Origin of the sequence: Pedobacter sp., assembly GCF_035317785.1 — a bacterium.
Classification (GTDB): Bacteria; Bacteroidota; Bacteroidia; order Sphingobacteriales; family Sphingobacteriaceae; genus Pedobacter.
This window is the reverse complement of sequence record NZ_DATHGC010000382.1, coordinates 98950-121805: the sequence shown is the minus strand read 5'-3', so window position 1 is coordinate 121805 and position 22856 is coordinate 98950. Positions and strand designations below refer to the sequence as shown.

Here is a 22856-nt window from a genome sequence, read left to right as displayed (position 1 = left end):
GGTGCGCAAGTCTGACCGGGTTTTTATTGACAATATTAAACTTATTGGTTACCGGGCAAATTCTGATGGTATCGACATCGCCAACAGCCGCAATGTGACTGTTCAGAATTGTTTTATCCGCACGCTGGACGATCTGGTTGTGGTTAAATCGGATAAGGGACAGGGAGAGGTAAAAGACGTGCTGGTTAAGGGCTGCGTGCTTTGGAACCAGGTTGCGCACGCTTTGAGTATCGGTGCTGAGCTTAGGGAGAATGTGAGTAATGTCCTGTTTACCGATTGTGACATCATCCATGACCAGGGCAGGGAGTGGCTGCTGAGGATTTACCAGTGTGATGCTGCCCTGATCAGTAATGTCAGGTTTGAGAACATCCGGATTGAACAGGGAAAAAGATACATTTCATTGTGGATTGGCAAGGACATCTGGTCCAGAGACGCGGAAAGGGGCCGCATACAGAATGTGGTGTTCAGGAACATTCAAGCCAGCGGAGAGCCGCTTACGGTTCAGCTGATCGGGATCGATAATGACCATGCCATTGAGGATGTGCTTTTCCAGCAGGTGCTGCTCAACGGTGTTCCGCTTGTAAAGGACAGGATAGCTGTCAATGACTTTGTAAAAAATGTAGTGGTGAAGCCATAATTTAGTAAATTTACTTTATACCAAATTGCTTAAAGACATGATACTTACGATAAATGGAAAGCGCCGGGAAGTTGATGTTAGTGCAGAGGTCAATCTGTTAAGCGTTTTGCGCGATGAACTTGAACTCACCGGGACCAAATATGGCTGCGGAGAGGGGGCTTGCGGAGCCTGCACCGTTCATATTGACGGAAAACCGGTGCATTCCTGCATCACGTCTGCCGGGTCTGTGGTTGGAAAAGCGATTGTAACTATTGAAGGACTCGAAAAAAATGGGGTGCTTCACCCCGTGCAGGAGGCTTTCCTGCAATCAGATCCATTGCAGTGTTCTTATTGTGCATCCGGTATGGTCATGTCTGCGGTTTTCTTACTGAAACAAAACCCTTCGCCCAGTGATGCCGAGATTGTTACGGCGATGAATGGCAATATCTGCCGTTGTGGTACGTATCCGAATATTATAAAGACGATCAAACTGGCCGCTAATCTGCTAAATAACAAATGATGGAAAGCAAGGATATGGAAATACAGCTGGAGATGGACCGGCGTAAGTTTTTCAGGTTGTTTGGAGGCGGGCTGGCTGTTGTTTTCGTACTCCAGGATGTATTTGCATTTGCTGAAAGTACAGCCGGGAGTATGGCCGGGCCGGTTCCTGATGGCCAGGTCGGCGCCTGGATACACATTGCCGAGGACGGAACCGTAAATGTTTTTACCGGGAAAGTTGAAGTGGGCCAGAATATCCGGACTTCGCTGTCCCAGCAGGTAGCCGAAGAACTTAGTGTGCCGATGTCATCCATTAAAATGATCATGGGCGATACGGACCTGGTACCCACTGACTTTGGGACAGTTGGCAGTCGCAGTACCCCTCAAATGGGCACGCAGCTGCGCAAAGCAGCAGCTACTGCGCGGCAGGCCTTGCTTGAAATGGCCGCCAAATTATGGGGTGCTGATGCGAATTTGCTAAAAGCAGAAGCAGGTGTGGTCAGTGATCCGCAAAACGGAAAAAAGATCAGCTATGGTCAGCTGACCAGCGGCCGGCAGATCTTGATGCCGATTTCGGACCAGGTGGCTTTTATAAAAGCAACGAACTGGAAGGTTGCGGGCAAAACTCAGCCTAAAGTTAATGGCCGCTCCTTTATTACCGGTCAGCACAAGTACGTATCCGATATGATTTTGCCTGGTATGCTGTATGCCAGGGTGCTTCGGTCGCCTGCTTACGGGGCGAAGCTTATTGATGCAGACCTGAGTGCTGCTAAGGCGATTTCCGGGGCAGTTGTTGTTCAGGAAGGGAATTTCATAGGGGTAGCTGCTCCTGCACTTGAAACAGCAGACAAAGCGATTGCAGCAGTTAAAGCAAACTGGGAAACTTCAAAGCAGCCTTCGAGAGCAGAGTTGTTTGACTACCTGGTTCAGCATACGACCAACCAGAACAAAGAGAAGGCAGCTGATGGGCAGCATGCCATTGATGCAGCGGAAATGAAACTGGATGCTACCTATACTGTTGATTATATTGCACATGTCCCGCTAGAGCCAAGGGCTGCACTTGCGCAGTGGAATGATGGAAAATTGACGGTCTGGACCGGTACTCAGCGTCCATTTGGTGTTCAGGATAATCTTGCCGCTGAATTTAATATTTCCAAAGAAAAGGTCAGGGTGATCGTGCCGGATACCGGTTCGGGATATGGCGGTAAACACAGTGCCGAAGCTGCATCAGAAGCTGCACGACTGGCCAGGGCGGCGGGGAAACCTGTAAAATTGGTCTGGACCAGGAAGGAAGAGTTTACCTGGGCATATTTCAGACCCGCAGGGGTGATCAAAATCAGCAGTGGTTTCAATAAAAACGGGGAGATCAGGGCCTGGAGATTCGACAATTACAATTCAGGCAGCGCAGGACTGGATACGCAATACCGAATTGTCAGCAAAGAAATTGCTTACCATCCATCGCGCACACCGCTAAAGCAGGGCTCATACCGGGGGCTGGCCTCTACAGCGAATGTATTCGCGCGTGAATCTCATATTGCCGATATGGCCAGGATGACCGGTATGGATCAGCTCGGGTTCAGGCTGAAAAACCTGGACGATCCAAGGTTAAAGGCTGTGCTGGAGGCTGCGGCCAAATCATTTGGCTGGAACTCAGGAAAACGTACTGAAGGCCAGGGTTACGGTATTGCCTGTGGTTTTGAAAAAGGCGGTTATGTGGCGACGTGTGCGGAAGTGACGATTGGCGCTGACAGGTCTCTGAAAATTGTTCGCCTGACTGCCGCTTTTGAATGCGGGGCGATTGTCAACCCGCATCACCTCGAAAATCAGATCCTGGGTGCTATTGTTCAGGGAATTGGCGGGGCCTTGTTTGAAGGTATAGATTTTGAAGATGGGAAAATACTTAACGCCGGCCTTTCAGCGTACCGGGTGCCGAGATTTAAAGATGTGCCACGGATCGATATAGTCATGGTAAACAGGGAGGATCTGCCTTCTGCCGGTGCTGGTGAAGCACCAATCGTGGGTGTGGCCCCGGCAATTCGTAATGCTATTTTAGAAGCAAGCGGCATTGGTCTTAAGACACTGCCTTTATTGCCCTCAGGTAAGCTGGCTTAAAATGATTTAATCTATGAAAGAAATAAGCGCTATTTTAAAGAGCTTTGAAAAGGCTGAGAAGAAAGGAAAAAAAACTGCACTGGCTACGGTAGTACATGTTGAAGGTTCTTCTTACCGCAGGCCAGGTGCCAGAATGCTGATTACTGAAGACGGAGAGCTGACAGGTGCGATTAGCGGCGGCTGCCTGGAAGGTGATGCCCTGAGAAAGGCACTGTCGGCAATTGTGCAGCAGCAAAATAAGCTGGTCACTTATGATACTACCGATGAAGATGATGCCAAACTGGGGATACAGCTGGGTTGCAACGGTGTTGTTCATATCTTGTTTGAACCAATTGTGACGGATCAGATTTTCAATCCGATCCGCTTATTGCAGGAGCTCGCTAACAGCAATGAAGACTCGGTCATGGTCACTCTTTTTTCATTAGATCAGTTGCAGCAACCTGGGACAAGCTTACTGTACCGAAATGGTCTTTCGCGGACTGCGTTAACCGCTGCACTTCAGTCCGATCTGGTCGTTGCTGCGGAAGCGGCATTGCAAAACAAGTCTTCAGATTTCAGAACATTTCAATACGACGATCAGGCTGTTACTGGTTTTATTGAATTTATTCCCGCGCCACTTGAGCTGGTCATTGCGGGGGCAGGAAATGATGTACAGCCCCTTGTTGACATTACTTCTGTGCTGGGTTGGCACACGACAGTGGTTGATGGAAGAGCATCGCATGCGACCGCACAGCGCTTTGTGAAGGCGGACCGGGTTTTGGTGGCAAAGCCCGATGAAGTGCTGAAAAAAACAGGGACCGGTGAGCATACTTTTTTTGTGCTGATGACTCATAATTATAATTATGATCTGGCCTTGCTGAAGCAGCTGATCATTCAGAATTGTGCTTATATAGGCGTTTTAGGACCAAAGAAAAAACTGCAGCGGATGCTTGATGAATTGAGCAGCGATGGTGTTGTCCCGGATGAAAAGCAGCTGGCTTTAATTCACGGGCCTGTTGGCCTGGATATTGGCGCTGAAACAGCTGAAGAAATTGCCGTGTCTATTGTGGCGGAGATCAATACAGTCCTGCGCCGAAGATCAGGAACTTCGTTAAAGGATAAGGAGTATGGCATTCACAGTTCCTTATCCGGTTAAATTTTATGATCGAAACGGCGGTGATCATTTTGGCGGCGGGTAATTCATCGAGGCTTGGTGTGCCAAAGCAGACTTTATTGTATCATGGAAAGTCTCTGATCCGGCGGATTGCCGGGGAAGCGCGCAGTGCAAGATCAAACCCGGTTATTGTAGTGACGGGCGCCTATTCGCCTGAAGTATCGGCCGAACTTACAGACTGTGATGTTCATCTGGTCTACAATGAGCACTGGCAAAAAGGTATGGGCTCAGGCATAGCTGCAGGGATATCTAAACTGCAAATGATGGGTTCCAATGTGAAAACAGTGATTATTGCGGTTTGTGACCAGCCGTATGTCTCAGCGCAGCTGTTCCGGCAGCTGATTGAAAAAGAAGCGGAGACCGGCATGGGCATTGTTGCCTGTGCATATTCGGATACACTTGGCACGCCTGTTTTATTTGGACGAAAGTATTTTGAAGCATTGCTGCAGCTGAATGGCAATGAGGGTGCAAAGAAACTATTGAAGCTGTACCATTCTGATGTGACGACCATTCCGTTTCCGCAAGGGAGTATAGATATTGATACAGCCGAAGATTATACGGAATTAAAAAAGGGGGAACTTTGAATCCCGCCTTTGTCGCGAACTTGGTCAACATGCTATATACCAGATTAATCTGGAACAATTATAGTATTTATGTACTACATAAATAAATGTTTTTATATATTTACGTTTCAGAAAGACAATAGAGAAAAAGCCGCCAACCATTGGAGACAGTGGCAGGAATAAAATATTCAACCGGATGCTGCGGTTTCGGAAACGAAGCAAGCATGGGTATCACTAATAAGAAAAGCAGAATTTTACTGACTCTAAGAGGGATTCATTAAATAATTTTAAGATTTTAACGTGCAGAAGAATACAGGTCATATCGATATTGAGCTACTCATTGCTGGTGATGAACCCGCGTTTAACAGAGTCTATCATTTGTACGCACAGAAAGTTTACCGTTTGGCTTTTCGTTTCCTGAAAAATGAAGAACAATGTGAGGAAATTATACAGGAAACATTTATAAAGCTCTGGCTAACCCGGGATAGGTTAGATGCTTGCGGAAATATATGGTTGTACTTATATGTAATCGCGAAAAGATTATCCCTGGATGCTTACCATGAAATCTGTAAATCTTCTGCACTCACAGAGAAGTTGCTGCTTGACCTTAGTGTGCTCAGAAACATTACTGAAGAAGAAATCCTGGCCAACGAATTGGAGCAATTCACCGAAAATGTGATCAGCAAACTCCCGGCACAGCAACGTATTATTTTTAAACTAAGCAGGATGGAAGGCCTGTCTCATCAGGAGATCGCCAGTCAGCTCCATATTTCTCCAAATACCGTGAAGAACCATATGGTAGAGGCACTGAAGACGTTAAAAGCAAAGCTGAAATATTCAGATCTGATTTATTTTTTAGCATTGAGCTATTGGGTTTAAAATTTATTTTCATTCGGACTAGTCCTATGGCTTAAGTTTTCAGTTCTCTATATAACCAGGCCCGAAAGGGCGAATATAAACCAGACAGTGAATAAAGAAAGACTACATGCCCTTCTAGAGGCATACCTGAGCAATAGCATTAGCGATGAAGATTGCCGAGAACTGCTTTCCTATTCGAAGGGAATTGGTCGGTATGGGGATGAAACTGATGATGTTATCGATAAGCAATTGCTTAATTTCCAAGATGAACCCGTGCTGAGTACTGAAAGAACAGAACTAATTTTAGCACTCATCAAAAATGATCCCAGGTTTTTCCGGGGCAAAAGCGCAAACCTGTCAGCAGCTGCGAAATTTATTTCTATGTCCTGGGTTCGCATTGCAGCCGTACTACTTGTTGTTTTATTTGTTGCGCTCTATTTGAATCGCTCATCTACAGATGTGCCACAGCAAGTCAATATCAATCAACAGATGGATACCGTTATCGCTCCGGGTGGCACTAAGGCCATGCTGACTTTGGCTGACGGTACGAAGATCGAACTGACCGAGGCAAAAATAGGAGAACTCGCCAATGACGGAACGGTGTCTATTCGGAAAACTGCCAATGGACAATTGACCTACGATCTGTCAAATTTGGCTGACGACAATTCAGGCATGATTAAATACAATACTATCGAAACGCCCAGAGGTGGTGAATATCATGTCATTCTTCCGGACGGAACCTCGGTATGGCTTAACTCAGCCTCTTCGTTAAAGTTCCCTACCAGATTTTCCGGGACAACCAGAGAAGTTACGCTTGTTGGGGAAGCTTATTTTGAGGTATTTCACAACGATAAACTGCCCTTTCATGTTCATGTAAAAGACACCAAAGTGGGTGTACTGGGTACACATTTTAATGTTTCTGCTTACGAAGATGACGATGGCGTAACGACCACACTTTTGGAAGGATCTGTGTCGGTGTCAAAGGATAAGAAAGAATTTGTATTGAAACCGGGGCAACAGTCTGTAACGGCCGGAAATGCAGGCCGTATCGTTGTGAAGAGTGCTGATATTGAGCAGGTAATGGCTTGGCGGAACGGGTATTTTAGGTTTAATGATGAAGAAATTGGCAGTATCCTTAAAAAGGTGTCCAGATGGTATGATGTGGATATAGAATATAGGACGGTCAAGCAGGGACAGCGATTGGGTGGAATTTCTTCCCGGTCAAAAAGTCTGAATGACTTGATGGATCAGCTGGAGAAGATAGGCAATCTGCATTTTAAAATAGAAGGAAGGAGGATTATTGTTTTAGACTGATACTAGCAACAATGGCTCCCGAAATTGCCGGAAGTGTTTGCAGCACTCCCGGTTATCGACTCGGGTCAGATCATTATTTTATGGCTTAGACAACCAGATATTAATTAACCTAACAACCAAATGTATAAAAATTCCACTACAAAGGCAAGGAGTGGCCCTGGCTCGCCCTGGCAAAAATTTCTTCTGACAATGAAATTAATTTGTGTCCTATTAATGTTAACTTTTTTACAGGTCAGCGCATCCAGTTACGCTCAAAAGATCACTTTGAAGGCAAATAAGATGCCTTTGCTGACCTTCTTTCTACAGGTACAAAAACAAACAGGCTATGATTTTCTGTACAATACGAATGATCTTGAGGCGACGCTGCCAGTGACGCTGGATGTAACAGCTATGCCCGTAAGAGAGGCCCTGGAACTGTGCTTTAGTGGTCAGCCCCTTGATTTTGATATAGACAAGACATCGATTCTTGTTAAAAGAAAAAAACTCAGAGCCCGCATCAACGGACTTGTCGTTGATACTACAGGGATAGGTCTTCCCGGCGTTTCGGTCAGTGTCAAGAACAACAATGCAGTAGGTACTTCTACAGATATGAACGGACGATATGTCCTGGAAGTAGAGGAAAATGCTGTTTTAGTATTTAGCATGGTCGGCTTTATAACGCAGGAATTGTCTGTAAAGAACAAAACTGTACTCGACGTAGTCATGAAGGTCTCTACAAATAACCTGGAAGATATTGTTGTTGTTGGGTTTGGCAGGCAAAAAAGAAGTGACCTGGTGGGATCGGTGGTTTCAATAACACCCAAGGATCTTAAAGTGCCCTCAAGCAATCTTACTACTGCTTTGGCGGGTAGGGTTGCCGGAATGATCGCCTATCAAAGAAGCGGTGAACCCGGACAGGATAATGCCGATTTTTTTATACGCGGTGTTACTACGTTTGGTTATAAAGTTGATCCGCTGATTCTGATTGACAATGTTGAGGTAACCAAAACTGACCTTGCGCGTTTGCAAGTCGATGACATTGCGAGTTTTTCGATTATGAAAGATGCTACTTCTACTGCGATATACGGTGCCAGAGGTGCAAACGGTGTAATTTTGATAACGACAAAAGAAGGTACGGAAGGAAAGGCGCAGCTTTCTTTTCGTATTGAGAATTCTTTGTCATCTCCGACACGTACAGTAGAACTGGCTGATCCCATTACTTATATGAAATTGCATAATGAATCCATGCTGACACGCAATCCATTGGGCGGGGCTTTCTACACGAGAGAAAAAATAGACAGGACCATTGAAGGAGATGATCCTCTGAATTTTCCTGTGACAGATTGGAAAAAATCGCTTGTGAAGGAATACACGATGAACCAGCGGGCTAATTTGAGTGTAAGCGGGGGAGGCAAGCTTGCAAGATATTTTGTCTCCGGGGCATTCAGTAAAGATAATGGAATATTGAATGTGGATCAACGGAATAACTTCAATAGCAATATCGATCTTAAAACATATACCCTGAGATCAAATGTAAATATGAATCTTACTAATACAACGGAATTTTTAGTGAGGCTCAACGGGTCGTTTGACGACTATTCAGGCCCGATAGACGGCGGATCTAAAGTGTATCGTGATATTATGCGAACCAATCCGGTGCTGTTTGCGCCTTCCTATGAACCAGGTGCGCATCAAAGCTATATTAAGCATATACTTTTCGGTAATTCTGGAAATGGCGATTATTTAAACCCATATGCCAATCTGATGATGGGTTATAAAGATTATTCACGTTCAATGATGCTTGCCCAGATTGAGTTGCGTCAGAAACTATCTTTTATAACTGAAGGTCTTACCTTCCGTACAATGGCAAATACCACCAGGAATTCTTTTTTTGACGTTAACCGCAAGTATAATCCTTTTTTTTATGAAGCGATGGGAGTCAATCTGACAACTGGACAGCCTAATCTTGTTCTTCTGAATGAAACAGGAGGAACGGAATATCTGGATTATTCAGAGGGTCAAAAAACCATCAGTTCTGTCTTTTATATGGAATCGGCTTTGAATTATGCCAGGGTATTTGGAGAAAAGCATTCATTAAGCGGATTATTGGTGCATATTTTAAGTCAACGATTAAATGCAAATGTGGGAGACTTGCAACAGTCGCTTCCATATAGAAACACCGGGATATCCGGACGATTAACTTATGCGTACGACAACCGGTATCATGCGGAGTTTAATTTCGGATACAATGGTTCCGAACGTTTTGCAGAAGAGAAGCGATTTGGTTTCTTTCCATCAGTGGGTCTGGCCTGGAGTGTTTCCAATGAGAAATTTTTTGCGCCGCTCAAACCTGTTGTATCTAATTTGCGTTTACGGGGAACCTATGGCATTGTAGGTAATGATGCTATTGGTAGTGCTGCAGACCGGTTCTTCTATTTGTCTAACGTAAATATGTCTGATGCCAGCCGGGGAGCTGGTTTTGGAACAGAACGCGGCTATACCCGTAATGGTATAAGCATTGATCGTTATTCCAACCCGGATATTACCTGGGAAACAGCGGCTAAGAAGAACCTGGGATTAGAAATAGGACTTTTTGATAAAGTTCAGATCATGGCGGACTTTTTTAGTGAAGAAAGAAAAAATATCTTGATGACGAGAAGCTATATTTCTGCTACCATGGGTTTAAATGCCCCCGTCAGAGCAAACGTTGGAGAAGCTACTGGCCAGGGAATAGATGCATCTATTGATTATTCGGGAAATCTGGGTAGAGGCGTTTGGTTTCAGGCAAGGGGAAATTTCACTTATGCTACCAGTAAAGTAAAAGTCTTTGAGGAGCCTTTATATAAAGAAAAATATCTTTCTACAATAGGGTATTCTTTGTCTCAGCAATGGGGATATATTGCGGATCGCCTTTTTGTAGATGATGAAGAGGTATTAAACTCACCTAAACAGAATTTTGGTGAGTATATGGGTGGGGATATTAAATACCGGGATGTAAATAATGATGGACAGATAACTGGCCTTGACCGGGTTCCGCTTGGTTTTCCAACTAATCCTGAAATCGTATATGGATTTGGTTTTTCTGCAGGCAAGGGAAATTTTGATATTTCTGCTTTCCTTCAAGGGCTTAGCCGTGAATCTTTTTGGATTGATGCAGCGGCTACTTCTCCTTTCGGCAGCTATAGGTATAGCGGTGAAACTGCCAATAAGATAGTCCAAACCCAGCTGCTAAAAGCCTACGCCGATAACCATTGGTCTGAGGAAAACAGAAATTTATATGCCTTGTGGCCGAGACTGAGCTCAACCCGTGTTGAAAATAATGAGGTGAGAAGTACTTATTTTATGCAAAATGGTGCTTTTCTTAGACTGAAGCAGGTCGAGTTTGGTTATTCTCTTTCTAAAAACCTAAACAAGAGGCTTCATACCAACAAGGTTAGAATATATTTCAATGCAACCAACCTATTTACCTGGAGTAGTTTCAAGCTGTGGGATGTAGAAATGGCAGGGAATGGACTTGATTACCCAATTCAGCGGGTATTTAATTTAGGTCTGCAGGCTTCGTTCTGATTGCAAAAGCTAATCTATGAATGGCGTACGGTAATAGCTGAGACCAATAAAGTCATTTAAACAAATAATATAGAAAGTGACAAACCATATACTAATGAAAAGAATAATAATATTTTGTACCATCCTTGTGATGGTTTCATCTGTATCATGCAAGAAATATCTTGACATCGTGCCAGATAATGTGGCGACATTGGAAAATGCTTTTGCCATGAGAAACACTGCGGAACAATTCCTCTTTACCTGCTATTCCTATATGCCTTTACATGGTAATGATGAAAGAAATCCAGCCCTTGCAGCGGGAGATGAATTTTGGAGACCCTTGCCTGCACCGACCGATCCCCAGGAAATTGCTAAAGGAAATCAGCGTATAGTTGACCCCTACATGAATTTTTGGGAAGGATTAAATGGAGGAACCCGCTTGTTTGGCGGGATCAGAGATTGTAATATATTTCTGGAAAATATTGGTGTTGTTCCAGATATGGAACAAGCAGAAAAGGATGTTTGGATAGCGGAAATAAAAGCATTGAAGGCATATTATCATTTTTACCTTTTCCGCTTATATGGCCCCGTTCCTTTAATCAGGCAGAATCTGCCAATATCGGCAGGAGTAGAAGAAGTTCAGATAAAACGTAGCCCCTCCGATGAATGCATAAATTATATTGTTGAGCTGCTGGACGAAGCAGCGCCTGATTTACCGCCTAGAATTATCAACGAGGTTGCAGAACTTGGGCGCTTTACCCGGTCTATTGCCCTTGCGTTGAAAGCAGAGGTACTGATGACTGCGGCAAGTCCGCTATTTAATGGAAATGTTGACTATACTGGAATTGTAAATAAAGATGGTGAGGCTTTATTTAATACTACTTATGATAAATTAAAATGGAACAGAGCCGCTGATGCACTTAAAATGGCCATCGATTTTTGTGAGGCTGCTGGCTATAAGTTGTATGAATATAAAAATCAGTATCCGCAATATGCCATCTCGCCCGTTACCATCATTCAAATGAGTATTAGAAACAGTGTGTGTGAGCCATGGAATTCTGAAGTCATATGGGGGGATATAAATAGCAGGGCTGATGCCATCCAGAACAGAGCGGCTCCTCGTGGTTTAGATCCGGCTTCTGTAGGTGTTGGCGGACTAAATGGAAATATTGCTATTCCTCTCAAGATTGTTGAAATGTTTTATTCAAACAATGGTGTTCCTGTGGATGAAGATAAAAATTGGGATTACGCAAATAGGTTCAGAGTTAAAACAGGTGATACTGAACATAAATATGTAATCAGGGAGGGCTATCAAACTGCTGAGCTCAACTTTAAAAGAGAGCAACGGTTTTACGCAGACTTAGGCTTTGACGGAGGTATTTGGTATGGACAGGGTAAATTTGATGATAAGGGTACTGATTTGCTATTTGTTTCTTCAAAAAAGGGAAATCCTGCTTCAGAAATAGTACCGAATTATTATTCAGCTAGCGGATACTGGCCTAAGAAGTTATTTCATTTTCAGAATATTGTTACTGGTTCATTGGTTAAACGCCCTTATCCATGGCCGGTAATTAAGCTTTCGAATCTTTATCTTTTTTATGCAGAAGCGTTAAATGAAATAGGAGGGCCTCAGCCTGAGGTCTTTTCTTATGTAGATCTGATCAGAAAGCGTGCGGGATTGCTGCCGGTAAAAGAGGCCTGGACAACTTATTCCCGCAATCCAAATAAATTTAATACTCAGGAAGGTCTGAGAGAGATTATCCATCGGGAGCGTTTAATAGAGTTCGCGATGGAAGGGCAGAGATTTTGGGATTTACGACGCTGGAAACAGGCAACAACAGAAATGAACAAATCTATAACGGGTTGGGATATTAATAAATCTACTGCCTCCTTATATTACCGGGAAACATTTATTTACAATCAAAAATTCTCTGCACGAGATTATTTGTGGCCAATAAATGAAAACGAATTATTAAAAAATGGTAACCTAATACAGAATCCAGGCTGGTAACTAAAATATTTTATTATGATTTCATTAAAAAAAATACTTTTATTCGTTGTGCTGTTATGCGTTGCGGCGGCATGTAATAAGGCAGATTTTGTTAAGCCTCAGGATTCCGGACCATTATCCGGCGTTATAAGCGGCATCACTGTGGAGAACCTTCCCGGTTCGGCAAAAATTAGTTATAGTCTTCCGGATTCGAAAAATCTGCTGTATGTCAAAGCAGTGTATTCCACAAAACCCGGAGTTTTTAAGGAAGTAAAGGCATCTTATTTTAAAAACTATATGATATTAGATGGTTTTGCCGATGAAAATGAGTATGAAGTAAAACTGTATGCCGTAAGTAGGGCCGAGCAAATTTCAGAGCCGGTAATTGCTAAAGTTAAGCCTTTAACTCCTCCGGTGATAGCTGCGTTTCGAGATCTTCAACTGAAAGCAACTTTCGGAGGTGCGGTAGTTACTTTTACAAATTCGGCAGAAGCAGATCTTTCTATTTTTTTCTTAGCAGAAGATGAAACTGGAAAATTAGTGCCTGTTCAAACATTTTATTCCAAGCAACAGCAAGTAAGTTATTCTATCAGAGGTTTCGCTGATAAAAAAAGAAAATTTGCTGCATATATAAAAGACCGTTGGGACAACTATTCAGAAACCGTTTATGCAGAATTGACCCCTCTTTTAGAATCGCAGCTTGACAAAGGAAAATTTTCCATCGTCAGGCTTCCCGGCGATACCTGGGAACCCAATGTCGCCGCCCGTACACTTAACAAGATTTGGGATGGGCTCACTACCGGTGCCGGCAATAGTTTTAATGGGAAAGTCGGTGTAGGATTTCCACAGCACTTTACCTTTGACCTGGGCGTGACTGCTGCGATTAGCCGTATGGTTTACTATCCTAAAGCCGTTGCTGGTGATAGCTATACTACTACAGCGCGTTATTTTGAGATATGGGGTAGTAATGATCCGGATCCAGATGGAGGATGGGACAATTGGGTAAAGTTAGTGGACTGCGAGTTGATTAAGCCATCCGGGTTGCCAGGCAGCGAATATACAGCAGAAGATTTTGCCTATTGCCAGGCTGGAATAAATTATGATTTTCCTCCGGGAACGCCTGCTGTACGTTATTTACGCCATAAAACATTAAGCTTATGGAGTGGAAGTAATTTAAATGTTTATGAAATCACCTTATTTGGGGCTACTCAATAGGTGAAATGACAAATTATAAGATCATGAAAATAACTACTGAAAAAGAAAAATTAGGATATTTTATAATGCTGATCGTCTTATGTTGTTCCTGTCTGATTGGGTGCAGTAAAATGGACGACACTTACAAAGATTTTATTAAAGATGGGGAAAGAGTTTATGTGGGAAGGGTTGACTCTTTAAAGGCCAGACCAGGCCTGAATAGACTCCAGTTATCCTGGTTAGCCATATCCGATCGTCAGGTGATAAAAGCTACCATCTTTTGGAATAACAGAACCTCAAAAAAGGATGTTCCAATTCAAAAAACTGCGGGGATAGATTTGATAGAGGTGATATTAACAGACATACCCGAAGAAAATTATGCATTCGAGGTCATAACTTACGACAGTGACAATAATTTTTCGATGCCGGTTAATATTACATCGAGGGTATATGGAGACCAGTATGTACGTTCCCTTTATAATAGACTGATTATATCCACAGCAAAAAAGACCAACACACTACAGATTAACTGGGATGCGGCAAGTACCGGAACTGTGAGGACAGAGATAGAATATACAGATGTTTCAGGTCTTACCAGTACTGTAAATGCGGCAGGAAGCGAACTCATTACAGTAATTGCTAATTATAAAACAGGTACCTCATTTAAATACCGCACCTTATTCCTGCCAGAGCCTTTAGCATTAGATACCGCTTATACAGACTTCGTAGTAATAAACTAAAATTGTATTCCAATGAAAAAGAACATGAAATTAGCGGAATTATCAAACAAAATTTCAAGGCGCAGGCACCTGAGGCAGTTGACGATGGTCACCACAGTATTTGTTTTATCGCTCGTTTTGATCTCCTCCTGTCAGCAGGAAACCGACAAGCCGGAAAGTCTCAGTACCACCAAAGGCGTGCAAAATCAGGAATTTGCCGGGCTGATGTCAGCTGCCGTACACACCAGTATCAAGTTGTTTGATGGGGGAACCGGAGGCTTTCACGCGTATCGCATCCCTTCCATCGTACGTACAGCCAGTGGTACGCTCATCGCCTTTTGCGAAGGGAGGGCAGATAGTGATCATGATTACGGCAACATCAATGTAGTCTGTAAAAGATCTTCTGATAATGGCGTAACATGGCTTCCGCTCCAGACCGTAGCCGGAACCACTCTTGGTACATGGGGCAACCCCACATCAGTTGTGGATTGGGACACTGGCCGGATATGGCTTTTCATGTGCTGGAACGATGCTGACCATAGTGAATTTGGTGGCGGCGATACCGATCCAGTTGATACTTGGGGTCAAAGACGCGTGAAAGTGACCTGGAGTGATAACAATGGTGCCAGCTGGGCAACTCCAGTCGACAAAACAAGTACGCTTTTGCCCTCTACAATGACCTGGGATACCATGGGGCCTGGCGTTGGTATCCAGACTACCGGTGGTCCTCATCCCGGCCGTCTGATCATTCCTGCCAGAAGACGAAATATTTACAGCGATGACCATGGACTGACATGGCAATATCAGATCGTTCCCAAGGGAACAGACGAAGGTACAATCGTAGAACGCGCAGATGGTACGCTTATGCGTAATGACCGACCTGGAAAAACCATATGGGATATAGCCAAAAGAAGATATATTTCAACCGGGACGATTGAGAATGGATTTTCGGAATTCACTGCGGTTTCGGCCCTGCCTGATCCCCGTTGCGAGGGCTCTATATTGCGATACACAGGCGACCGTTCACGCATCATTTTCCTGAATTCAGCCAGCGAGACTACTCGCTATAACATGACGGCCCGGGTGAGTTACAATGAAGGACAAAACTGGTACGCAAGCCGGAGGCTGCACAATACAATCACTCAGGAAGAGGCAGCTGCACAAGGTAAAGGGGGGTATTCAAGCATGACCAAGACGGCTGACTTTGCAATTGGCGCGTTGGTGGAACAGCGGGAGCTACCTTCTAACGACAACAACAACTGGTCCATAGAATTCCAAAAATTCAATTTGACATGGCTCCTCGACGGACAACCTGAACCTTGATAGATAACCGGCCGGAGCTTTCCGGGGCGAATTTCAACGGAAACGATAGCTGACAACGTAGTACATAACCACTAAATATAAACCAAATGAATCTTTTTAGAGCCCGCAGCAGAGATCTGCTTTTCTTAATAGTAATACTCATACTTGCTTCCTTTTCGAAGCCAGAACAACCAGACCCGAATTTTCACCTTTACCTGCTCGTCGGGCAGTCTAATATGGCTGGCCGCGGAACACTTACAGCGGAATACCGCAATCTTTCCCAACCAAACGTGATGATGTTGAACAAAGATGGTAAATGGGTAGAGGCTTCGCATCCGTTACATTTCGATAAGCCGGCCAGGGCGGGAGCAGGACCGGGACTGATGTTTGGCCTTGAAATGGCGAAAGCCAACCCGTCTGTCCGGATAGGATTGATCCCATGTGCGGTTGGAGGCACTGCCATCGAATCCTGGGAGCCGGGCGCAATGGATTCTGTTACCAGGAAATACCCTTATGATGATGCAATTGCGCGGTTGCGTTTAGCCATGAAAAGTGGTGTAATCAAAGGCATCATCTGGCATCAGGGAGAAGCGAACAGCAGACCCGAACGAGCTGCTGGCTACCTTGAAAAGCTTGAAACACTAATTGGCCGTCTGCGCGAAAACGCGCAGGATAAAAACCTGCCTTTTGTTGCAGGCGAACTTGGGCGTTACCGCGATACTTATCAATTGGTGAATGATCAGTTGAGGCTGTTACCGGAAAAAGTAAAACGCACTGCTCTTGCAAGTTCGGAAGGGCTTGTCCATAAGGGAGATAAAACACATTTCGATGCAGCCTCGGCTACGGAGCTGGGCAAACGGTTTGCAACGCAAATGATTCATCTACAGCAAAACAAATAGACAGTGATGCATTTATTACGTAAAATTTCATACAATTAACGACATTATTGTGTTTTTTAATGGCGATTGGCCAACCTGAAACTAAAGCATATGTCTACCAATAATTGTTGAGCAGAACCAAATTTTGTTTATGTAAGTTATTGAATGTTAATTGTATAAACGCAAAAAGCAGCTCAACAAGAGCTGCTTTTTGCGTTTGGTGGAGTTGAGGGGTGCTCAATCGAACCCTTTGTTAAGATTTTGGAGTTGGTAAGACTGATTAATGAGGAGAAGATGAAGGAAAGATTCAATAATCGGTATTGATGCTGTTCAAAAGCGCATCGAGAAGTTGAACCTATTGCCAGTCAAACACTATCTTATCTAATAAGAGGCAGCACTGCTTAGATTTGTAGTAAATTTTGTTTCTGTATACTCATTTCCGAATCTGCCCACATCTTAAGCTGAGTAGTTCAATTCAGCGGTGTTAGATAAAAATCTCAGCAGTGAGCAGATTTAACGATAGCTTAATTTTGCAAATCTACCTTTGCCAAAGCAATTAGCTCGCATGATGGATCAGATGCTGGAACTTAAGTGGTGGGAAGCCGTCCGGCAACAGGACGACAGGAAATTATTCGATCGGCTGTACCTCATGCATTGGGAGAAGCTTTATGCCATCGCATGGAACCGTACCAAGGATGAAGCGGTGGCCAAAGACATCGTGCAGGATATCTTTGTTAGCTTTTGGGAACGACGAAAGGATATCATCATTCGCACAGGCGTTTCACAATACCTCACGGGTGCGCTGAAAAACCGGTTGATTGACTACTTCCAGTCCGAGCAGGTCAAGCAGCGGGTGTTTACCCATGTTCTCGGGCAGATAGATATTTTTTTTCAGCAGCCAAATGGTGTGCTGTCCTATCAGGAAGTAGAAGATATCCTTGAAGACGAGTTGGAAAAAATGCCGGATAACATGCGCAAGTCGTTCCTGTTGAAACTGGACAATCTCAGCACCCCGGATATTGCAAAAAGCCTGAACCTTGCCGAACAAACGGTGAGCAACTTACTCACCGAAGCGTCCAAGCGCCTGCGCAAAAACCTGCCTCATCGGTTTCATGATGGCGCAATACCCATTTTGATTGCCCTCCTTCAGATAGTTCACGATTTGTTAACAAATAAGTAACTTATTGTAGAAGTAAATCCAGCCCTTCCGGCCGACGTATCAGTGTAAAAGACGAAATACGTGCAACCATATTTATTTAAGGAATTATTACGGAAGTACCGTGAAAGAACGGCTTCTTCGAGGGAAACCAAATTGGTAGACGATTGGTATGCATCATTCGGCGAAGCGTTTCCGGAAAAAGACCTGCGGCAGAAAAAAGCCCTACGGAATGAGTTGCATGCTGGCATCCAACATCGGCTGTCCAAGGATGAAGCAGGGCCCGCGAGTTCAATACGTTGGTCTTTGCTGCCGGGAATTGCCGCGGCAGCCATGGCCATGATCGTTATAGGAACCGGTGTTTGGTTTTTGGCGCGATGGGATGGCGCATCGCAGCCACGGAAAAACAGACAATGGGTAACGGTAACCGCCAAACAAGGGACACTAAAAAAAGTGCAATTGCCGGATAGCACAACGGTATGGTTGAATGTGGGAAGTAAACTGGGGTTCTATATCCCGTTTGGCCAAGCCGATAGCCGGGAGGTAATGCTGGAAGAAGGGGAAGCTTTTTTTGACGTAACACCTGATGCCGATAGACCTTTTATAGTTCGCACAGGTACCCTTAGTACGCGCGTGTTGGGCACGTCCTTCAACGTGAAAGCATATGCGGAACTGGATGAAATGCAGGTGTCCGTATTGACCGGGCGTGTGGAAGTGTCGCAGGGAGACAGCCTTGTATTGAGGATATTGCATCACGGAGACGAATTGACCTATAGCAAAGCAACGCAAACAGCCGATATTCAACAGGCAGCAACTGAAAACAGCAACGGATGGATGGTTGGTAAGACGTATCTCCGGCAGGCATCGTTCGATGAGCTAGCGGTGGTATTGCACCATTCTCATGGAATACGGCTTCTGGCCGGTAGTAATGCAATTGCCAAACAGCGCTATAGCATTCAGCTCAGTCGGGATGTCCCCATCGACAACCTGATCAGGGTGATTTGTGAAGTTCATGATAATCAATACAGAAAGGAGGGAAATACGATTACGATACGCTAAGGAATAAAATAACCGGCAGGCGACAGCATCGCCATACCGGTAAGGATTTGGACCAGTAAACGTTTGGGAGCGCATCACTGGCCTTGAATAGCAATTAAGTTAAACAACTACTATTTCCATCGCAAAGATAAGACAGTCTTGGCAATAAACAAGCAGCTTGTAGCTAGCTTATTGGCAGGGTATGTCCGTCTTTAGTCCTTTGGAAGTAGTTTCAATGGAAAAAGAAATCAATGAATAATTTACTACTGTATTTAAAACAAGTAATGAAAATATCCACATTAGCGGTTTTTATAACGATACTGATGACGGAGGTGCTCTCTGCAAGAGAGGCAACGGCGCAGTTTCGAAATAAAGTGAATATCCGTTTGGAAGGAGACAATGCCTTGACGGCTATCCAGCAATTGGAGAGGCAGAACGTGCGGTTTGCCTATAATGCCCAGCAACTGGGGCTTGACCAGATCCGGATAGCCGATCGGACGCTGGAAAAGGCCACAGTGGAAGAGGTGCTGGCGTACCTGCTGGATCATACTGACGTGATGTATGAAGAAACCAAGGGGTTTGTCATTTTAAAACGAAAGCAGCAACCTGGCCGCCTTGTCGGCCGAATCACTGATGAACGAGGTGAACCCCTCCCCGGAGCCAATATCCGGATTGTGGAGCTTAACCGCAGTTTCAGCACGGATGGAAAAGGGTATTTTACCATTAGTTTGCAACCCGGCATATATTCCATGGAGGTGAACTACGTCTCCTACCAACGGCAAACTAAACAAGGCATCAAAGTGGGGGAAGGCAGTACCGTGACTGCGAATTTTGTTTTGCGGGAGTCTTTGGATGCATTGAATGAAGTGGTGGTAACTGCCCTGGGTATCTCACGACAGGAAAAATCGCTTGGCTATTCCGTCGGGAAAGTTACTGGCGACGAATTGGTAAAAGTGCCTCAGGAGAATGTACTGAACGCACTTTCCGGAAAGGTATCGGGCGTAACGATCAACCAGACCGGTCCCACGGGTTCTTCCGTAAGTATGGTGATCAGGGGAGGAACTTCCCTCGCCGGAGATAATCAGCCGCTGTTTGTGATCGATGGTATTCCCGTGACAAGTACATTGAATAATGTCGGTCAATTCGGATCGGGAAACGCGGTTGACTACGGTAATGCCATTTCCGACCTGAACCCGGAAGATATTGAAAGTATGACGATACTGAAGGGGCCGAGCGCAGCTGCCCTGTATGGTTCACGCGCCGGTAGCGGCGTTGTGGTGGTTACCACTAAATCGGGGAAGAATGCAAAAGGACTTCGGGTGGATCTCAGCAGCAGCACCGTATTCGACGTTCCGTACAAATTTTACAGGAAGCAAGATTTATTTGCCCCGGGAAGTCGATCGATCACTCCCGACGATGTCCCCGAGGGTACGATCCTGGACCTACCGGCAACTGTTACTACCGGAATGGGAATACCTTTGGATAAAGGCATTTTCGCCACCCAGTGGCGCAGACCTGAATACGCTAATGAACCCCTTCTCCCGACCGAGGTGGTCGGCCATCCGGATAACTTCAGGAATTTTGTGAATACGGGTTTAACCAGTACGAACTCCTTATCGCTTAGCAATGGAAACGAAAGGATGAACTACCGCGTGGGTGCTACCAACATGACCAACCAGGGAATTATTCCCGGTACCGACCTGAACAGAAATAACTTCTCTGCAGCCGGACAATTCAAAGGAGGGAAAAATTTCACTTTCTCGACGAATATCAACTACACGCAAAGCTGGGCGGACAACAGACCGGCAGGAAACCGTGGCACCAATGTATTGCAATATGCAATGCAAATGCCTAATAATCTCGACATCAAAGAATTCGAAAACTACTGGGTTACGGGTAAAGAAGGCCAGGAGATTGTTCGTCTCTATGAGGGATGGGATAATCCCTATTTTCTGGCATATGAGGTCAAAAATGCTTTCCGCCGTGACCGCATTTATGGCAATATGATGGCAGAGTATCAAATTCTACCAAAATTGAGTGCCATGGTGCGTATGACTATGGATAATTTTTCTGAACGGCGCGAAACCAAAATCCCGAAAGGCTACTCTGGTGAACCCAATAACGGTGCTTATGGCCTGGGCAATATTACAAACTATGAGCGCAATACCGATTTTTTGATCAAATGGAACGATCGTGTGGGTGATTTCGCTTATACGCTTTCGGCAGGAGGTAACGAGATGTATACCAAGGGTACCAACATATCCAATTCGTCGATTTCCGGCAGAGGATTGATCTCTCCGAATGTGTTTACCATCAAAAATATCGCGCCTGACAACCTATTGTATAACAGTGCCTGGTCGCAAAAAGCCATCCAGAGCCTGTATGCGTTCGCCAACCTGGGTTGGAAAGATATGGTGTATCTGGATCTGACTGCGCGTAATGACTGGAGCAGTACGCTCCCCAAGAACAACAGGTCCTATTTTTATCCTTCGGCGTCCTTGAGTTTACTGGTCGATCAGGTGTTCAAATTAGATCCCCGGGCATCCTCGATTAAACTGAGAGGCGGTTGGGCGCAGGTGGGTAACGATACTTCACCTTACCAATTGCTTTCAACGTACAATGCGCTTGAACCATGGGGTACCACAACGCGGTATGGCAAATCGGGCACTATGCTTGTACCCAACCTGCAACCGGAATTGTCGACCTCAAGAGAATTCGGAACGGATTTTGGATTTTTCCAGAACCGTCTGAGATTTGAAGGCACCTATTTCGTGGTGAATAACGAACACCAGATCGTACAAAATCAGCCTATTCCCAGTTCGAGCGGTTACAGTACCACAACACTCAATATGGGTCTGGTGCAGAGCAAAGGATGGGAGTTTACCCTCGGAGGTACGCCCATCAAAACAGCTGGCTGGAAGTGGGATATCAACGTTAATATGACAAGAACCCGTGCGGTACTTAAAGAACTTGCCCCCGGAATTACAAGATTACCGATTTGGAACGAAGCTTCGCAGGGCTCTGCATCGTGGGTTAACGTTGGAGAGGAGATCGGAAACATTTATTCCCCAAAGGAGGTGAGGGTAACCGACCCAACATCTGAATATTATGGATATCCGATCCTTAACGCTGAGGGTCGCTGGCAGAGTGTGTCGAGAGAGGTCGCCAATTATAAATCGGGGAATTTCAATCCCGATTTCATACTCGGCGCCAATTCTGTCTTATCGTACAAAAACTTTGCGTTGAACTTTACGCTCGACTGGAGATACGGCGGCGAATTCTTTTCGGATACCGAGCGTCGTATAAGAAATAACGGCGCATCTCCCCGCGCTTACGAAAAAGAAATTATAGATGCCGGAGGTCGCACCGGCAAGGAACTCAGCGACTGGCTGAAAACCAATCACCACTTATTTACGGATGATGGTCTGCTCAGATATGTGGGAGGCCCCACTCGTGATATGGGCGGATACCACGCTCCCGACGGCATTGCATGGGATGGATCTTTCGCTCCGGGTGTATTGGAAGAAAGAGATGCAGACGGTAATTTTATCAGGTATGTTGAACACCTGGGCCAAGGAGCTGAAACAAAATGGGGTACTTTCAGGCAATTTGATACCTCATGGAGTTTCCCACAGGCAAGCATACTTCCTGCCGATTTTATCAAACTCCGGGAAGTATCCCTGACGTATAATATCCCGTCGAGATATTTGGAGAAATTGAAGATCAAAGGGTTGGCTATCTCCGCTTACAGCCGTAACATTATGCTTTGGACAAAGGCCAAGGTGAACATAGACCCCGAAAGAGCGTTCGTGCCCACTACCGAGGGCGACGGCAGAAGAGGTATCCAGATGAGACAGGGGACGGAGGAGTTCAACATCGAACCCTGGGTAATGCCGATGGGCATAAAATTAAACTTTACTTTTTAACATTTTACAAGGTT

At 44.9% G+C, this 22856-nt stretch carries 16 protein-coding genes; all 16 read left to right on the top strand.

The genetic code is table 11. From position 1 onward, the window contains the following. On the top strand, positions 1–637 hold a 637-nt coding region (locus tag VK541_RS24505), incomplete at its 5' end, for a glycosyl hydrolase family 28 protein (protein WP_324373246.1). 37 nt (positions 638–674) lie between these two features. After that, entirely contained in the window at positions 675–1136 is a 462-nt protein-coding gene (locus VK541_RS24500) for a (2Fe-2S)-binding protein (protein WP_324373245.1), read from the top strand. Next, a complete protein-coding gene (locus tag VK541_RS24495) occupies positions 1133–3226 on the top strand; it encodes a xanthine dehydrogenase family protein molybdopterin-binding subunit (protein ID WP_324373244.1) in 2094 nt (697 codons plus the stop codon). The genes VK541_RS24500 and VK541_RS24495 overlap by 4 nt, the downstream gene beginning before the upstream one ends. Positions 3227–3239: 13 nt before the next feature. Then, positions 3240–4361, top strand: a complete 1122-nt coding sequence (locus VK541_RS24490; RefSeq protein WP_324373243.1) for an XdhC/CoxI family protein — start codon at positions 3240–3242, stop codon at positions 4359–4361. Between the two features lie 5 nt (positions 4362–4366). Continuing rightward, entirely contained in the window at positions 4367–4963 is a 597-nt protein-coding gene (locus tag VK541_RS24485) for a nucleotidyltransferase family protein (RefSeq protein WP_324373242.1), read from the top strand. 279 nt (positions 4964–5242) lie between these two features. Beyond that, on the top strand, positions 5243–5821 hold the full coding sequence (locus VK541_RS24480; RefSeq protein WP_324373241.1) for an RNA polymerase sigma-70 factor: 579 nt from the start codon (positions 5243–5245) through the stop codon (positions 5819–5821). 87 nt (positions 5822–5908) lie between these two features. Beyond that, on the top strand, positions 5909–7114 hold the full coding sequence (locus VK541_RS24475) for a FecR family protein (RefSeq protein WP_324373240.1): 1206 nt from the start codon (positions 5909–5911) through the stop codon (positions 7112–7114). Positions 7115–7327: 213 nt separating this feature from the next. Continuing rightward, positions 7328–10660, top strand: a complete 3333-nt coding sequence (locus VK541_RS24470; RefSeq protein ID WP_324373239.1) for a TonB-dependent receptor — start codon at positions 7328–7330, stop codon at positions 10658–10660. 94 nt (positions 10661–10754) lie between these two features. Then, positions 10755–12650 (top strand): RagB/SusD family nutrient uptake outer membrane protein, encoded by a 1896-nt coding sequence (locus VK541_RS24465; protein ID WP_324373238.1) that lies wholly within the window; start codon positions 10755–10757, stop codon positions 12648–12650. Positions 12651–12665: 15 nt separating this feature from the next. After that, entirely contained in the window at positions 12666–13844 is a 1179-nt protein-coding gene (locus VK541_RS24460) for a DUF5000 domain-containing lipoprotein (protein ID WP_324373237.1), read from the top strand. Positions 13845–13867: 23 nt separating this feature from the next. Then, positions 13868–14563 carry a DUF4998 domain-containing protein gene (locus VK541_RS24455; protein ID WP_324373236.1) on the top strand — a complete coding sequence of 232 codons (696 nt, stop codon included), beginning with the start codon at positions 13868–13870 and terminating at the stop codon, positions 14561–14563. A gap of 12 nt (positions 14564–14575) precedes the next feature. Then, a complete protein-coding gene (locus VK541_RS24450; RefSeq protein WP_324373235.1) occupies positions 14576–15865 on the top strand; it encodes a sialidase family protein in 1290 nt (429 codons plus the stop codon). 86 nt (positions 15866–15951) lie between these two features. Further along, positions 15952–16743 carry a sialate O-acetylesterase gene (locus VK541_RS24445; RefSeq protein ID WP_324373234.1) on the top strand — a complete coding sequence of 264 codons (792 nt, stop codon included), beginning with the start codon at positions 15952–15954 and terminating at the stop codon, positions 16741–16743. Between the two features lie 544 nt (positions 16744–17287). Then, complete coding sequence (locus VK541_RS24440; RefSeq protein ID WP_324373233.1) at positions 17288–17902, top strand: sigma-70 family RNA polymerase sigma factor; 615 nt, start codon at positions 17288–17290, stop codon at positions 17900–17902. Positions 17903–17962: 60 nt separating this feature from the next. Continuing rightward, positions 17963–18937 carry a FecR family protein gene (locus tag VK541_RS24435; protein ID WP_324373232.1) on the top strand — a complete coding sequence of 325 codons (975 nt, stop codon included), beginning with the start codon at positions 17963–17965 and terminating at the stop codon, positions 18935–18937. A gap of 230 nt (positions 18938–19167) precedes the next feature. Then, entirely contained in the window at positions 19168–22842 is a 3675-nt protein-coding gene (locus VK541_RS24430) for a SusC/RagA family TonB-linked outer membrane protein (protein WP_324373231.1), read from the top strand. Positions 22843–22856 lie beyond the last annotated feature (14 nt).

Excerpts from the sequence above, each read along its gene's own strand:
- VK541_RS24500 (WP_324373245.1), top strand. The coding sequence starts at position 675 with ATGATACTTACGATAAATGGAAAGCGCCGGGAAGTTGATGTTAGTGCA.
- VK541_RS24495 (WP_324373244.1), top strand. The coding sequence starts at position 1,133 with ATGATGGAAAGCAAGGATATGGAAATACAGCTGGAGATGGACCGGCGT.
- VK541_RS24490 (WP_324373243.1), top strand. The coding sequence starts at position 3,240 with ATGAAAGAAATAAGCGCTATTTTAAAGAGCTTTGAAAAGGCTGAGAAG.
- VK541_RS24485 (WP_324373242.1), top strand. The coding sequence starts at position 4,367 with ATGATCGAAACGGCGGTGATCATTTTGGCGGCGGGTAATTCATCGAGG.
- VK541_RS24470 (WP_324373239.1), top strand. The coding sequence starts at position 7,328 with ATGTTAACTTTTTTACAGGTCAGCGCATCCAGTTACGCTCAAAAGATC.
- VK541_RS24465 (WP_324373238.1), top strand. The coding sequence starts at position 10,755 with ATGAAAAGAATAATAATATTTTGTACCATCCTTGTGATGGTTTCATCT.
- VK541_RS24460 (WP_324373237.1), top strand. The coding sequence starts at position 12,666 with ATGATTTCATTAAAAAAAATACTTTTATTCGTTGTGCTGTTATGCGTT.
- VK541_RS24455 (WP_324373236.1), top strand. The coding sequence starts at position 13,868 with ATGAAAATAACTACTGAAAAAGAAAAATTAGGATATTTTATAATGCTG.
- VK541_RS24450 (WP_324373235.1), top strand. The coding sequence starts at position 14,576 with ATGAAAAAGAACATGAAATTAGCGGAATTATCAAACAAAATTTCAAGG.
- VK541_RS24445 (WP_324373234.1), top strand. The coding sequence starts at position 15,952 with ATGAATCTTTTTAGAGCCCGCAGCAGAGATCTGCTTTTCTTAATAGTA.
- VK541_RS24440 (WP_324373233.1), top strand. The coding sequence starts at position 17,288 with ATGATGGATCAGATGCTGGAACTTAAGTGGTGGGAAGCCGTCCGGCAA.
- VK541_RS24430 (WP_324373231.1), top strand. The coding sequence starts at position 19,168 with ATGAATAATTTACTACTGTATTTAAAACAAGTAATGAAAATATCCACA.